This is a genomic window from Polaromonas sp. (assembly GCF_039930745.1).
GTDB lineage: Bacteria > Pseudomonadota > Gammaproteobacteria > Burkholderiales > Burkholderiaceae_C > Polaromonas.
Genome location: NZ_JBDTTH010000014.1, coordinates 54,913 through 67,659 on the forward strand (window position 1 = coordinate 54,913; position 12,747 = coordinate 67,659).

13 protein-coding genes and 1 pseudogene are annotated in these 12,747 nt (G+C 64.5%); 8 read left to right on the forward strand and 6 right to left on the reverse strand.

What is annotated here, in order from left to right; all coding sequences use genetic code 11:
- Positions 1-59 precede the first annotated feature (59 nt).
- Positions 60-446 (reverse strand): TraR/DksA family transcriptional regulator, encoded by a 387-nt coding sequence (locus ABI660_RS07370; RefSeq protein ID WP_348066428.1) that lies wholly within the window; start codon positions 444-446, stop codon positions 60-62.
- Positions 447-581: 135 nt separating this feature from the next.
- Between ABI660_RS07370 and ABI660_RS07375 the strand changes: the two genes are divergently transcribed.
- Positions 582-3,257: a bifunctional acetate--CoA ligase family protein/GNAT family N-acetyltransferase gene (locus ABI660_RS07375; protein WP_348066430.1), complete on the forward strand. Its 2,676-nt coding sequence runs from the start codon at positions 582-584 to the stop codon at positions 3,255-3,257.
- A 19-nt stretch (positions 3,258-3,276) separates the two neighbouring features.
- Positions 3,277-3,396: pseudogene (locus ABI660_RS07380) on the forward strand (universal stress protein); the annotation flags it as partial.
- Between the two features lie 21 nt (positions 3,397-3,417).
- Here the strand turns inward: ABI660_RS07380 and ABI660_RS07385 are convergent.
- On the reverse strand, positions 3,418-4,137 hold the full coding sequence (locus ABI660_RS07385) for a helix-turn-helix domain-containing protein (RefSeq protein WP_348066452.1): 720 nt from the start codon (positions 4,135-4,137) through the stop codon (positions 3,418-3,420).
- Positions 4,138-4,322: 185 nt separating this feature from the next.
- Here ABI660_RS07385 and hemN point away from each other — a divergent pair, with 185 nt between their 5' ends.
- Positions 4,323-5,705, forward strand: a complete 1,383-nt coding sequence (gene hemN, locus ABI660_RS07390; protein ID WP_348066432.1) for an oxygen-independent coproporphyrinogen III oxidase — start codon at positions 4,323-4,325, stop codon at positions 5,703-5,705.
- A gap of 175 nt (positions 5,706-5,880) precedes the next feature.
- Positions 5,881-6,573, forward strand: coding sequence for a sulfite exporter TauE/SafE family protein (locus ABI660_RS07395; RefSeq protein ID WP_348066434.1), 693 nt, complete (start codon positions 5,881-5,883; stop codon positions 6,571-6,573).
- A 174-nt stretch (positions 6,574-6,747) separates the two neighbouring features.
- Here ABI660_RS07395 and ABI660_RS07400 read toward each other — a convergent pair whose 3' ends face one another.
- On the reverse strand, positions 6,748-8,106 hold the full coding sequence (locus tag ABI660_RS07400; protein ID WP_348066436.1) for an MBL fold metallo-hydrolase: 1,359 nt from the start codon (positions 8,104-8,106) through the stop codon (positions 6,748-6,750).
- 77 nt (positions 8,107-8,183) lie between these two features.
- Positions 8,184-9,098, reverse strand: a complete 915-nt coding sequence (locus tag ABI660_RS07405; protein ID WP_348066438.1) for a delta(1)-pyrroline-2-carboxylate reductase family protein — start codon at positions 9,096-9,098, stop codon at positions 8,184-8,186.
- Positions 9,099-9,260: 162 nt separating this feature from the next.
- Here ABI660_RS07405 and ABI660_RS07410 point away from each other — a divergent pair, with 162 nt between their 5' ends.
- A complete protein-coding gene (locus tag ABI660_RS07410) occupies positions 9,261-9,644 on the forward strand; it encodes a hypothetical protein (RefSeq protein WP_348066440.1) in 384 nt (127 codons plus the stop codon).
- A 92-nt stretch (positions 9,645-9,736) separates the two neighbouring features.
- Entirely contained in the window at positions 9,737-9,958 is a 222-nt protein-coding gene (locus ABI660_RS07415) for a hypothetical protein (RefSeq protein WP_348066442.1), read from the forward strand.
- On the opposite strand, the gene pcp is transcribed toward ABI660_RS07415, so the two are convergent.
- Both pcp and ABI660_RS07425 read right to left on the reverse strand, forming a co-directional pair.
- Complete coding sequence (pcp, locus tag ABI660_RS07420; protein WP_348066444.1) at positions 9,951-10,619, reverse strand: pyroglutamyl-peptidase I; 669 nt, start codon at positions 10,617-10,619, stop codon at positions 9,951-9,953. The genes ABI660_RS07415 and pcp overlap by 8 nt on opposite strands.
- 53 nt (positions 10,620-10,672) lie before the next feature.
- The gene (locus ABI660_RS07425; protein WP_348066446.1) at positions 10,673-11,350 is read right to left on the reverse strand and encodes a DUF4136 domain-containing protein; all 678 of its coding nucleotides are present in this window, start codon (positions 11,348-11,350) and stop codon (positions 10,673-10,675) included.
- Positions 11,351-11,438: 88 nt separating this feature from the next.
- Between ABI660_RS07425 and ABI660_RS07430 the strand changes: the two genes are divergently transcribed.
- Positions 11,439-12,308, forward strand: a complete 870-nt coding sequence (locus tag ABI660_RS07430) for a neutral zinc metallopeptidase (RefSeq protein ID WP_348066448.1) — start codon at positions 11,439-11,441, stop codon at positions 12,306-12,308.
- Positions 12,309-12,638: 330 nt separating this feature from the next.
- On the forward strand, positions 12,639-12,747 hold a 109-nt coding region (locus ABI660_RS07435; RefSeq protein ID WP_348066453.1), incomplete at its 3' end, for a DEAD/DEAH box helicase.

The following is a 12,747-nucleotide window of genomic DNA, read 5'->3' on the forward strand; positions in this document are numbered from 1 at the left end:
CGAGGCGCCCCCCCGGCAACTGCGCATAGGCAGGTGGGGCTGGTGGATAAAGTCCGGATTCAGCGCCGCATGGCGGTAGCCCGTTCATGCTCGTGAATGGCCTGGCATGCGGTGCACAGCGCCGCCGCAGGCAGGGCCGTGAGCCGCCGCAGATCAATGGCTTCGCCGCAATCCAGGCAATAGCCGAAGCTCTGGTCAGCCAGCCGACGGCGTGCTGCCAGCACCTCCTCCAGTTCCAGAACCGCGTGCCCGGCCTTGGCTTCATCGACGGTGGCGAGTGCCTGTTCCATGGCGACATCCTTGAAATCCATGACGCCATGTGATCCGGCGTCGCCCATCTGGTCCGGCAGATCGCCGCTGGTTTGCAGCATGGACCGCAGGTCAGCCTCGCGCTGCACCAGGAGCTGGCTGAAGCGCGGCATCAGGGTGCTGTCATATGTTTCCATGGGAGACCTTGTTGCTGACTGTTCATTTTGTGAGCCAGCACCGACCGGGGTCTTTGATCTGGAGCAAGTGAAGGGATGGCGCGGGCGTTAATCTGCCGGCATGGGCATGCCCGCCTACTTTGTTGAAGGATCTCCATGAGCGTACGCAACCTCGAAGCCCTGTTCCAGCCTGCCTCGGTGGCCCTGATTGGCGCCTCCGACCGGGAAGGAAGCCTGGGTTCCGTGGTGCTGCGCAACCTCCGCGCCGACGGGTTCTTGGGGCCGGTCTGGCCGGTCAACCGGCGGCACGGCAGCGTCGGCGGTGCGCCGGCCTGGCGCGACGTCGAGTCGTTGCCGCAGGTGCCGGACCTGGCCGTCATCTGCACGCCGGCAGAGACTGTGCCGGAACTCATCGCTGCGCTGGGCCGCAAGGGCACACGCGCCGCCATTGTGCTGTCGGCCGGGCTCAAACAGGCCACCGGCGCGGATGGCCTCTCGCTGGAGCAAGCCATGCTGGACGCCGCTCGACCGCACCTGTTGCGCATCCTCGGCCCCAACTGCATTGGCGCTCTGGTGCCGGGCATTGGGCTCAATGCCAGTTTTGCGCCCGGCAACGCCTTGCCTGGCAAGCTGGCCTTTGTGACGCAATCGGGTGCGCTGGCGACGGCCATGCTGGACTGGGCCAACAGCCGCGGCATCGGGTTTTCGCATTTCATCTCGCTGGGCGACAGCGCAGATGTGGATTTCGGCGATGTCATTGACTACCTGGCCAGCGATCCCGGCACCCGGGCCATCCTCATGTACATGGAATCGGTGAAGTCGGCGCGCAAGTTCATGTCGGCGGCCCGGGCCGCTGCGCGCAACAAGCCGGTGATTGTTGTCAAAGTCGGCCGGGCGCCTGACGGAGCCCGGGCCGCCGCCTCGCACACCGGTGCGCTGGCCGGTTCGGACGCGGTGTTCGACGCCGCGGTTCGACGGGCCGGCATGCTGCGCGTGGATACGCTGGAGTCCCTGTTCGATGCGGCCGAGACCCTGACCCATGTCAGGCGCTGGCACGGCGAGCGTTTGGTGGTTCTGACCAATGGCGGCGGTGCCGGCGTGCTGGCTGCCGATGCGCTGGCCCTGGGCGGCGGGACGCTCGCGCCACTTGGCGAGGACACCTTGCAGGCGCTTAACCAGTGCCTGCCGCCAACTTGGTCCCGCGGCAACCCGGTTGACATCATCGGCGACGCGCCTGTGAGCCGATATGCGGATGCGCTGAAGGTCCTGCTGGCGGCGCCGGAGATCGACGGCGTGCTGTTCATCCATGCGCCCACGGCGATTGTTCCTGCCGCCGAAATTGCGGCAGCCTGCCTGCCGCTGATCCAGGCATCGGCCAAGCCGGTACTCACCTGCTGGCTCGGCGGGGTGGTGGTGGCAGCTGCGCGGAAAACCACGGCAGCGGCTGGTGTCGCCAGCTACAGCACGCCGGAGCGGGCCGCCGCCGCGTGGTTGCAGCTGGCCACCTATGCACGCAACCAGCAGGCCCTGCAACAACTGCCCGCCGCCGCGCTGGAGGACTTCACGCCGGACCGCGAGCTTGCCCGGTCCTTGCTGGACGAGGCGCTGCGGGATGGCCGCGAATGGCTGGGTGATGCGCAGGCGCAGGCGCTGCTGCGGGCCTACGGTATTCCCACGGTTGAAACCGTCAAGACCGGCGATGTGGAAGAGGCCGTGGCTGCGGCGGCCCGCATCGGTTATCCCGTGGCCCTGAAAATCATTTCACCCGAAGTCATCCACAAGTCCGATGTCGGTGGTGTGGCACTTGACCTGGCGTCGGAGCAGGCCTTGAGGCTGGCTGCCGGAAAAATGCAGCAGCAGGTGTTGCAGCTGTTACCGCAGGCTCAGGTACTCGGTTTTACCGTGCAGGCCATGGCGCGCCGTCCGGGCGCCCATGAACTGATTGTCGGCATCGCCTCCGACCCGGTGTTCGGGCCGGTCATGCTGCTGGGTGAAGGCGGTGTTGCCGTCGAGCTGCACAAAAACCACGCCGTGGCGCTGCCTCCGCTCAATGCCCGGCTGGCGCGCGACATGGTGGCCGGCAGCCGGCTGGAGCCCCTGTTGGCCGGTTACAGAGGGCGTCCGCCCGCCGATGAACAGGCGCTGCTGGCCACGCTGCTGAAAGTTTCGCAGATGGCCTGTGACCTGGCCTGGCTGGCCGAACTCGACATCAACCCCTTGCTGGTTGATGAGCATGGCGTGCTGGCGCTGGATGCGCGGGTCAGGTTGCGCCCGGTGGCGGCGGGCGAGGCCAGCCGGCTGGCCATCCGACCCTATCCGCTCGCGCTGGAAGAGCATGTGCAGGTCAAGGGCCAGGACGTGCTGCTGCGTCCGATTCGCCCCGAGGATGGCCAGCGCCTGATGGCCTTTTATGCCGGGGCCTCACCCGCCGACATGCGGCTGCGGTTTTTCATGGCGCGCCGGGAGGTGCCGCACTCAGAACTTGCGCGCTACAGCCAGATTGACTACGACCGCGAGATGACCTTTGTCGCCATCGCATCGCAGGCGGGCGGCGAGCCGGTCATGGTGGCCGAAGTTCGGGCCGTGTGTGACCCTGACAACCTGACGGCGGAATTCGCTATCCAGGTGGCCACGGACTGGCAAGGCCGCGGCCTGGGACGCTTGCTGATGGAAAAACTGCTCCGCTACCTGCGCGAGCGCGGCACATCCGAAGTCGTGGGGCAGTGCCTGCCCGAGAACGCGGGCATGGCCGCCCTGGCACGCCAGCTCGGGTTCGACGTCACCACCGCGACCGCGCAGGACAGCGTGGCCATGCGCCTTGCGCTGCGCTGAACTTTTTGGATTGGAAAAAATGTCTACTTATCATCGGATCCTCATGCCCATTGATGGCAGTCCGACCTCGGACAAGGCGCTTGGTGAAGCCATCCGCCTGGCCCAACTGACCGGTGCCCGGCTGCGGCTGCTGCATGTGGCGAGGGAGCGCTGAAAGTGTCTAGTTGCAGCCCTGCTGGTTGACAATGTTCTGCAGTGCAGAGATGTTGAGTATCCGCACATGGCGCTGCCGGACCTCAATGACGCCATCGTCTGCAAATTTCGAGAAGGTGCGGCTTACCGTTTCGAGCTTCATGCCGAGGTAGCTGCCGATTTCCTCGCGTGTCATGCGCAGCACCAGCTCCGACCCGGAAAAACCGCGTGCGTGCAGTCGCTGCGCCAGGTTCAGCAGGAAGGCGGCCACACGCTCCTCGGCCCGCATGCTGCCCAGCAGCAGCATCACGCCGTGTTCGCGCACAATCTCGCGGCTCATGATGCGGTGCACATGGTGTTGCAGCGCATTGATTTCGCGTGCCAGCTCGCCGATGCGGTTGAAAGGCATGACGCAGACCTCGGCGTCTTCCAGTGCAATGGCATCGCAGGTGTGGCGGTCGCTGACGATGCCGTCCAACCCGATGATTTCGCCCGCCATCTGGAAGCCGGTGACCTGGTCCCGGCCATCACCGGATGTGATGCAGGTCTTGAAGAAGCCGGTGCGGATGGCAAACAGGGACTCAAAGACTTCACCGTTGCGAAACAGCGAGGCACCGCGTTTGACCTTCCGGCGGACGGCCACCACGTCGTCAATGCGGGCGAGTTCCTGTGGACTCAGGCCAACGGGCATGCACAGCTCGCGCAGGTTGCAGTTGGAGCAGGCGACCTTGATTGTTTTTCCGTCCATGGGCTGTGGCGCCGAAGCGGGCAGCAGGTCCGCGGCCGTTGTGTGCACAGGGATTTCCTTCATGACAATGCCTTTGATGATCTTTGTCAAATTGTCCGGTTCACCGCTCCGGCGCATTTGATCCAGATCAAAAGCTGACAGGGCTGGACGCGGCACAGTTTGGCTATTACCACGAGAAATCTGCAATGACCACTGTATTGCCCGAGCTGCTGCAACGATTTGATATTCCGGGGCCGCGCTACACCTCCTATCCAACGGCTGACCGTTTTGTCGAAGCGTTCACTGCTGCCGACTACGGCCAGGCCCTCGCGCAGCGGCGTGCCGGCCCGTCGGTGCTGGCCTTGCCGCTGTCGCTGTATGTGCATATTCCGTTCTGCGAATCGCTGTGTTATTACTGCGCCTGCAACAAGATCATCACCAAACACCACAACCGTGCAGCCAGCTACCTGCGCTACCTGAGTCGCGAGATAGACCTGCACACAGACCAGCTCGGCCGCGGCCAGACGGTCACGCAGTTGCACCTGGGCGGCGGCACCCCTACTTTCCTGTCGGACGAGGAGCTCAAGGAGCTCATGGCCATGCTGCGGCGCAGCTTCACGCTGGCGCCCGGTGGCGAATATTCCATCGAGATCGATCCCCGCACCGTGGACGCCACGCGCCTGCGCAATCTGGCCGACCTCGGATTCAATCGCCTGAGTTTTGGCGTGCAGGACTTTGACCTCGATGTCCAGAAAGCCGTGCACCGTGTCCAGCCCTTCGAGCAGGTCAGCGAGCTGATGACCCAGGCGCGCGAGATCGGTTTCGACTCCATCAATGCTGACCTGATTTACGGCCTGCCACGCCAGACGCCCGAATCCTTTGCGCGCACGCTGGCCCAGGTGGTGCAGCTCAAACCCGACCGCATTGCGCTTTATGCCTATGCCCACCTGCCCGAGCGCTTCAAGCCGCAGCGGCGCATAGTCACGGCCGACTTGCCTGGCGCTGCGGCCAAGGTGGCCATGCTGTCGCAGTCGCTAGCGGCTTTCATGGCCGCGGGCTACGTCTACATCGGCATGGACCACTTCGCGTTGCCCAACGATGCGCTGGCAGTGGCCAAGCGACAGGGCCGGCTGCACCGCAACTTCCAGGGTTACAGCACCCAGCCAGACTGCGACCTGATTGGCCTGGGCGTTTCGGCCATCGGCCGCATAGGCGCAACCTACAGCCAGAACGCCAAGACGATGGAAGAGTACTGCGACCATCTGGACCAGGGCCACCTGCCGGTGGTGCGCGGCCTGGCGCTCAACCGCGATGACCTGGCGCGTCGGGCCGTGATCATGGCGCTCATGTGCCAGGGCCAGGTGCTTTTCGAGTCGATCGAGTTGGCCTGGCTGCTGGACTTCCGCAGCTATTTCGCGGGCGAGCTGGAGCAACTGCGCGACCTGGCCGACGCCGGGTTGGTTCTGCTGGACGAATCCGGCATTCAGGTGACGGCGCAGGGCTGGTTCTTCGTGCGCGCCGTGGCCATGGTGTTTGACCGCTACCTGCAGGCCGACCGCAACCGCGCAAGGTTCTCGCGCATCATCTAAGAGGCTGAGAGTCTTTTGTTCATACCCGCTTATCACGCCAAAACGCACCCACTCGTCGTTGCAAATGCGCGTCATAGCCCGAGCTATGGCGGTGCTTTGCGCCTCGATTGGGCACGGTTTGACGCGCTACTCGGGCACGACCAAAAAACTCTCAGCCTCTGAACAGGTTTCTGCCATGTCCACCACACTGGCCATGACAGCCCTGATGATGGGGCTGGCCGGCGGCCCGCATTGCGCAGCCATGTGCGGCGCAGCCTGTGCGGGCATTTCGCGCCTGGGTCCGCGCCAGGGCGCAGGCTCGTCATCGCGTTCGCTTTGGAGCTTCCAGGCTGGGCGCCTGGCGGGTTATTCGCTGGCCGGCGCTGCAGCGGCCGCCGCGGTGCAAAGCCTGGCCTGGTTGACCACCAACACTGCGGCGCTGCGTCCAGTCTGGACGCTGTTTCACCTGGTGGTTCTGCTCTGGGGCTTGATGCTGCTGGCGCAGGCCCGCCAGCCGGCCTGGGTCAGCGAGGCCGGCCGCTCGGTCTGGTCGCGCATCCGGCCGCTGGCCACGGCGCGCGGCGGCCTATTCGCTACCGGTGCGCTGTGGGCCTTCATGCCTTGCGGCCTGCTGTATTCGGCGCTGCTGGTGGCGTCACTCAGCGGCGGGCCGCTAGAGGGCGCGTTGTCCATGGCCTTGTTCGCCCTGGGTAGCAGCGTGTCGCTGATGCTGGTGCCGCTGCTTTATGACAAGCTGCAGGGGCGCGGCAACAAGCTCAAGCAGGACTGGGGTACACGTGCGGCCGGTGGCTTGCTGATTCTTGCGGCCGCCTGGGCGCTCTGGGCCGACGCCTTTCACCGCTTTGCCGAGTGGTGCGGCCTGGGGTAACAGACCCCCACGCTTGCCACTTCGTGTGTTGCGCTGCCCCCCGAGGGGGCTTTCGCGCCTTGGGGCGGCCCGGCGGCGCGACATGTCGCCCCCACGCTTTTCACTTCGTGTAATGCACTGCCCCCCGAGGGGGGCTTTCGCGCCTTGGGGCGGCCCGGCGGCGCGAAGTTGACTCTAACGGAGGGTGACCGTCTCAAGGTAGAACGGCATGTGAACGCTCCAGTGCAGCTCGCGCTCGATGCGCTGGCGCATCGCGTCGGCAGCGGCGGGTTCACCGTGCGTGATGAAGGTTTGTTTGGGCGGCGCCTTGAACCCTTTGAGCCAGCTCACAATTTCGGCGGCATCTGCATGGGCCGACAGATCGTCCAGCATGGCGACCTCGGCCCGGATGGGCACGTCTTCGCCGAAGATGCGCACAGTTGGTGCCCCACCGACGATTGACGCTCCCCGCGTGCCGCCGGCCTGGTAGCCTGCAAACAGAATGGTGTTGCGTTTGTCGGGTGCAAAGGCCTTGAGGTGGTGCACCACGCGCCCACCCGTGGCCATGCCGCTGGCGGCGACGATCACCATCGGGCCATGGCGGGCATTGAGTAGCCGCGATTCCTCCGGTGTCTGCACAATATGCGCGGTGTGCGCCAGCGCCTCACATTCAGCGGCCGTCAGCCGCAACTCCGACTTGTGTTTCATATAGACCTGCATGGCGCTGGCCGCCATGGGGCTGTTGAGGTAGACCGGGACGTTCTGGATCACGCCCTGAGCCTTGAGCAACTGGACGCAATGCAGCAGGCTTTGGGCCCGGCCTACGGCAAAGGCCGGGATCACCACCACGCCGCCGCGCGCGGCGGTGCGGTTGATCACTTTTCCGAGTTCCAGCAGCGGGTCCGAGTTCCGGTGCAGCCGGTCGCCGTAGGTGGACTCCACCACCAGGTAGTCAGCGCCATCCATTTGCACGGGGGATTTGAGTACCAGGTCGTTGGGCCGGCCGATGTCGCCGGAAAACAGGATGGAGCGTGACCCGTCGTCCAGCCGGACAAAGGAGGAGCCGACCATGTGGCCCGAGGGCGTCATGCGGGCATGCAGGCCAGGTGCGGGCTGCCAGTCATGGTCATGGGGAATGGGATGAAACAGCTTGAGGCACTGCAGCGCGTCTTCGCGCGTGTACAGCGGCAGGGCCTCCTTGTGTTTGGACAGCTTGTGGCGGTTGGCGTACTCGGCCTCTTCTTCCTGCAAATGCCCTGAGTCGGGCAGCAGGATGCGGCACAGGTCGTACGTGGCAGGTGTGCAGAACACCTTGCCGCGAAAGCCCTGGCGCGCCAGCAGGGGCAGGTAGCCGCTGTGGTCAATGTGGGCGTGCGTCAGTATCACCGCGTCGATCGAGGCCGGCTTCACGGGTGGCGGCTCCCAGTTGCGCAGGCGCAGCAGCTTGTAGCCTTGGAACAACCCGCAATCGACCAGCACCCTGGCCTTGTCATGCTCGACCAGGTATTTGGAACCGGTCACGGTGTCGGTGGCGCCGAGGAATTGAAGTTTCATGCGCTCAGTCTAGAAACAGGCTGGGTGATCGCGCTTGCGCTGGATCAAACGCGCCGGAGGTGCGGGAAGGGCCGGTTTCAGCAGCTCAGGGCCGCTCGGGCCGCCGCCAAGTCCCAGCCGGCCCAGCCGCAGCTCTTGAAAAGCACGGGCCCGGCCGGTCTTTCAATATTCCGGGTGATCACATCGGCGAGAGTCGCGAAGCGGCTCACATCGAGGCTGGCCTGCAGCAGATCGCCGGCTTCGTGGCGAGCGTCAGCCGTGTCCAGGAACACGGCGCCGTGTTCCGCGCAGTGGCGGCAAAGCTCGGGGCCCAGTTCCGTCATGTGCGGCGTGAAGGCCCCGACGGCGCTGATGAATCCATCCTGGCGTGGCAGGCTGCTGAGCACTGCGCCACTCGCCGGTGTGCAGGTCACCGCCAACGGGCAATCGGCCAGCGCGGCGTCGGCGTCCTGCACCACGCTGGCCTTCAGGCCCAGCGACCGGGCATGCTGCGCGAGCGCGTGTGCGCTGGCTGCGCTGCGCGAGGCGATCAGGACCTCGCGAATATTCAGGCCTTCGGCAAACGCTTCAAGATGGGCCTTGCCCTGCACGCCCGCACCGACGATCAACAGCGGGCCCTGCGTACAAGGGGCCAGCCGCTGCGCCGCCAGCAGGGAGACCGCCGCGGTGCGCCGCGCCGTGACGGTGGGACCATCGAGCACCAGCCGGCGTTCGCCGGTGGCAACATCAAACACCACAACATCACCCTGGATGGTCGCGCGCGGGGTGCCTGCATTGGCCGGTGTAAAAGTGATCAGCTTGGTCACCGCCACCTGGTGGTCCGCAGCGGGCATGGCAAACAGGCTGCCGCCGCCAGCCAGGGGCAGGACCAGCCGCGGCGGCACCTGCACCGAGGGATCGTGCAGCAGCCGCGCGATGTTTTGGGTCAGGGCGGTATAGGGCAAGCGGTTCGCGGTCTGCGCGCCGTCCAGCAAGGAAGATGTAACGGGCATACCAGATGGTAAGCCAGCCGGTACAAGCACTGCGTGCCCCGATCCGGAATAACCCGTAGTCGGGCAAAGCGGTTTTATCCTACAAGTTGACAGGTAAAGCACAGCGGGGAACAGGCCAGGTGGCTACCTAGCATCGAAACAGACGTAACGAGGAGTCTGTTCATGTTTTCCGCCCACTTGCCCAACCATTTCCCTAGCTACGACGACGCCCCGCGCGAATATCTTTATTTCGGGGTAGGGCTCGTGCTGGTAGTCAGCCTGCTCGTTTCCATCGCCGCAGTGGCCAGCGGCGAAGTCAAAAAAGCCAAGGCACGTGATTCGCTGCTGGCATCACGGAACAGTGCCATCGCGTATTGCGTGGAAAACTTGCGGGGTACCGCCCTCAACGCGTGCATGCAGCAAGCCCGGGCCGACCGGTACAACGATGGCAGCGGATCTGCGGTGACCGGAAACGGAAGCGGCAATGCCCTGGTTGCTGGCGGTCCTGCCATGGTGCCCGTTGGTGCCACGGGCCTGATGCCCGTCACTTTCAACGCTGTCCGTTAAACCTGCTCCAGCTTCGCCAAGTAGCAGAGCCGGGTGTCCGCGCAGTTTTGAATAAACGCGGGAAAAGACAGGAAGCGGGTAGCATTTCTCCCATGAAACTGAGCCGCCTGTTCCAACCCCTCAACCCCCTGTTCTGGATGGCCATGGCGCTCAATGCCTTGTCGGCCGCCTTGGCCTGGATTGTTCATAACCGTGTGCTGGACACCTGGGCCACCTTGATCGTGGGCGGCTTTGCCATCAGCAATGCCCTGATTGGAAGCTGGCTGATCTGGCGGCTGTTGCGGGACGAGCCCGCGCCAAAACAGATCAGCTGATCGCTCCCGCGCCGCGGATGATGTCGCGTTGCGTCGTCAAGGCCGTGCGAATGGCCACCCGCAGCCCGCGCACCAGCTCTTCCAGCGTCATGCTGGGGCTGCCTTGTTCGGGCAGATAAGGCACATGCATGAAACCGCCGCGCGTGCGCTTGAAGCCGCGCCGGGTGGCCAGTTGATGCATGAGCCCATAAAACACGTGGTTGCAGACAAAGGTGCCGGCCGTCTGCGAAACCTCGGCGGCCAGACCTTCGCTTTGCAGCGCCTGCAGCATGGCCTTGATCGGCAGCGTGCTGAAATACGCTGTCGGTCCTCCGGGGATGACCGGCGTGTCCACCGGTTGTGCGGCGGCATTGTCGGCAATCCGGGCGTCATTCACATTGATGGCAACGCGCTCCAGCGACATGGCGCTGCGCCCGCCGGCTTGGCCCACGCAAATCACCAGCGCCGGCTTGTGCAGGCGCAACTGGTGTTCCAGCTCGGCCAGCGAGGATTCAAACACCGTCGGCAGTTGGGCCACTACCACCTGGTGGCTGGCGATGCGTTTGCCGTGCAGCGGGCGGACGGCCAGCCAGCTCGGATTCAGGCTGTCGCCGCCAAACGCGTCAAAGCCTGTCAGCAGGACGCGCGGGAGGCGCAGGAGAGGGGTGATGGAGCCTGGCATGCCGCCATTGTGAAGCAGGTCATGCCGCAAGTCAGCAGGCCGCAACCGTCTGCTTATTTTTTGATCACCGCACCGGTTTCGCGGTCGAACCGGACGTTTTTCACCTGGCCGTTCTGGCCCGGGAAACCGTCCAGCGCGGCGCGTGCCAGGTAGGGGGCGACGGCGGGCAGCGTCGCATCGCCTTCGTAGTCGACGCGTGCCTCGAACACGGGCCGCGGCCGCCCTGGCGGGCTGTTTTGGGTGTCCAGCAGGCGCAGCGTCAGCTGGCTGTACTGCACGGTGTAAGGCACCACCCGGTTGCCTACATAGGTCGGGCCGAAATAGCTCGGTCCCCAGAAGCCCGGAAAATACTGGCCGGCGGCGTTACGGCGCGGCGGGTGAAAAATCAGTGGGTCGTGATAAACAGGCTCCAGGTAACTTCTTTGCTGCGTCTGGCTGACCGTGCTCAATTCAGCCAGCAGGCGGGCTCGCTGGCCCGGAGCGGCCAGCCGGAGGCCGTGTTTTTCCAGCTCCAGCTGCGCATGGCGTTCGTAGGTGGCCTGTTCCAGCTCGCTGGTCCCGCCTTGGGGGCTGGCGGGTGGCTTGATAAAGCTGAAAGTGCTGCCGGCAGCGTCGGCCGGCCACTGGTTGAAGTTGGTCACCTGCGTGACCAGCGGGGTTGCACAGGCACTCAGCAGGACGGCTGACAGCAGAACGAGGAAAACACGCGCACGGGAAAAAAGGCTGTTCATGTTCAATGGGATGCGGCAGCGTTAGAAATGTTCCGTTTCTGCCTTGAAAGCTCAAGTAAAGTAGTCTGCACACCAACGAAAGCCAGTCATGAAATGGGAAGGCAACCGCGAATCCGATAACGTCGAAGACCGCCGCAGCGGCGGTGGAGGCGGCGGTCTGCTGGGTGGCCGGAGCATCGGCATCGGCACGATTGTCGTCGCGCTGGTGGGCGGCTGGATTTTCGGCATCAACCCGCTGACCATTTTGAGCATGCTCAGCGGCGGCACACCCACTGCGCAGGTTCAGCAGGGGCCGGCCCAACGTCCACCGGCGGACGACCGGATGGCCAGCTTTGTATCGACGGTTCTGGCCGATACCGAAGATGTCTGGAAGGACGTGTTTTCCAAAGGGGGCGGCGCTTACCAGGAGCCCCGGCTGGTGCTGTTTCGCGGTGCAACAGCCACGGCCTGCGGCCAGGGCCAGGCGGCCATGGGTCCTTTTTATTGCCCGGCCGACCAGCGGGTCTACATTGACCTGGGCTTTTACGAAACCCTGCAGAAAAAGCTGGGTGCGCCCGGCGACTTTGCCCAGGCCTATGTCATTGCCCACGAGGTGGGTCACCATGTGCAGAACCAGCTCGGCATCACCGGCAAAATGGAGCAGATGCGCGGCCGCGCCAGCAAGGTGGAATACAACGCCATGAGCGTGCGGCTGGAGCTGCAGGCCGACTGCTTTGCCGGCCTGTGGGCGCACCATGCGCAGCGCGCCCGCAGCATCCTGGAGCAGGGTGATGTCGAGGAAGCCATGAATGCCGCCGCAAAAATTGGCGACGATGCGCTCCAGGGCTCTCGCGGCGGCGCGGTGGTGCCTGAAAGCTTCACCCACGGCACCAGCGCCCAGCGTGCCCGCTGGTTCAACACCGGCCTGCAACAGGGCAGCGTCAAGGCCTGCGATACCTTCAGCACCCGAAATTTATAGAAAAAATGGCTACAGCCCTTTGTGGGTGGGCGCAAGCAGCTATTAAATATGTAGCAATCCGGCGTGTGCTGCGGCGAAAAGCCCGCCCGCATCGGCAGCCCTCCGGGGGCTTGGAGGTCCGCCGGCAGGCGATTTCGCCCAAAGTGCGACAATAGAGGGCTGAGGAAGCTCTGCACAAGCCCTGCGATCAATGATCGCGTTCCGGCGGTCTGCGGCGTTACCTTTTTGCCGATGGCTGTGCTGTTGGCACCCAACGCGCCCCGGTCACTGATTCCGGCCCGCGCGCCAACCCGCTACACACACAACCGCAAGAGTCACGCCGAGCTTTTTATGACATCCTCCTTCTCGAATCTTTCGCTGGCCGAACCGCTGGCCCGCGCCGTCGCCGAAATGGGCTACGAAACCATGACACCCATCCAGGAGCAGGCCATTCCGGTCG

Coding starts and splice junctions, on each gene's coding strand:
- ABI660_RS07370 (WP_348066428.1), bottom strand. CDS start 446: ATGGAAACATATGACAGCACCCTGATGCCGCGCTTCAGCCAGCTCCTG.
- ABI660_RS07375 (WP_348066430.1), top strand. CDS start 582: ATGAGCGTACGCAACCTCGAAGCCCTGTTCCAGCCTGCCTCGGTGGCC.
- ABI660_RS07385 (WP_348066452.1), bottom strand. CDS start 4,137: ATGGACGGAAAAACAATCAAGGTCGCCTGCTCCAACTGCAACCTGCGC.
- hemN (WP_348066432.1), top strand. CDS start 4,323: ATGACCACTGTATTGCCCGAGCTGCTGCAACGATTTGATATTCCGGGG.
- ABI660_RS07395 (WP_348066434.1), top strand. CDS start 5,881: ATGTCCACCACACTGGCCATGACAGCCCTGATGATGGGGCTGGCCGGC.
- ABI660_RS07400 (WP_348066436.1), bottom strand. CDS start 8,106: ATGAAACTTCAATTCCTCGGCGCCACCGACACCGTGACCGGTTCCAAA.
- ABI660_RS07405 (WP_348066438.1), bottom strand. CDS start 9,098: ATGCCCGTTACATCTTCCTTGCTGGACGGCGCGCAGACCGCGAACCGC.
- ABI660_RS07410 (WP_348066440.1), top strand. CDS start 9,261: ATGTTTTCCGCCCACTTGCCCAACCATTTCCCTAGCTACGACGACGCC.
- ABI660_RS07415 (WP_348066442.1), top strand. CDS start 9,737: ATGAAACTGAGCCGCCTGTTCCAACCCCTCAACCCCCTGTTCTGGATG.
- pcp (WP_348066444.1), bottom strand. CDS start 10,619: ATGCCAGGCTCCATCACCCCTCTCCTGCGCCTCCCGCGCGTCCTGCTG.
- ABI660_RS07425 (WP_348066446.1), bottom strand. CDS start 11,350: ATGAACAGCCTTTTTTCCCGTGCGCGTGTTTTCCTCGTTCTGCTGTCA.
- ABI660_RS07430 (WP_348066448.1), top strand. CDS start 11,439: ATGAAATGGGAAGGCAACCGCGAATCCGATAACGTCGAAGACCGCCGC.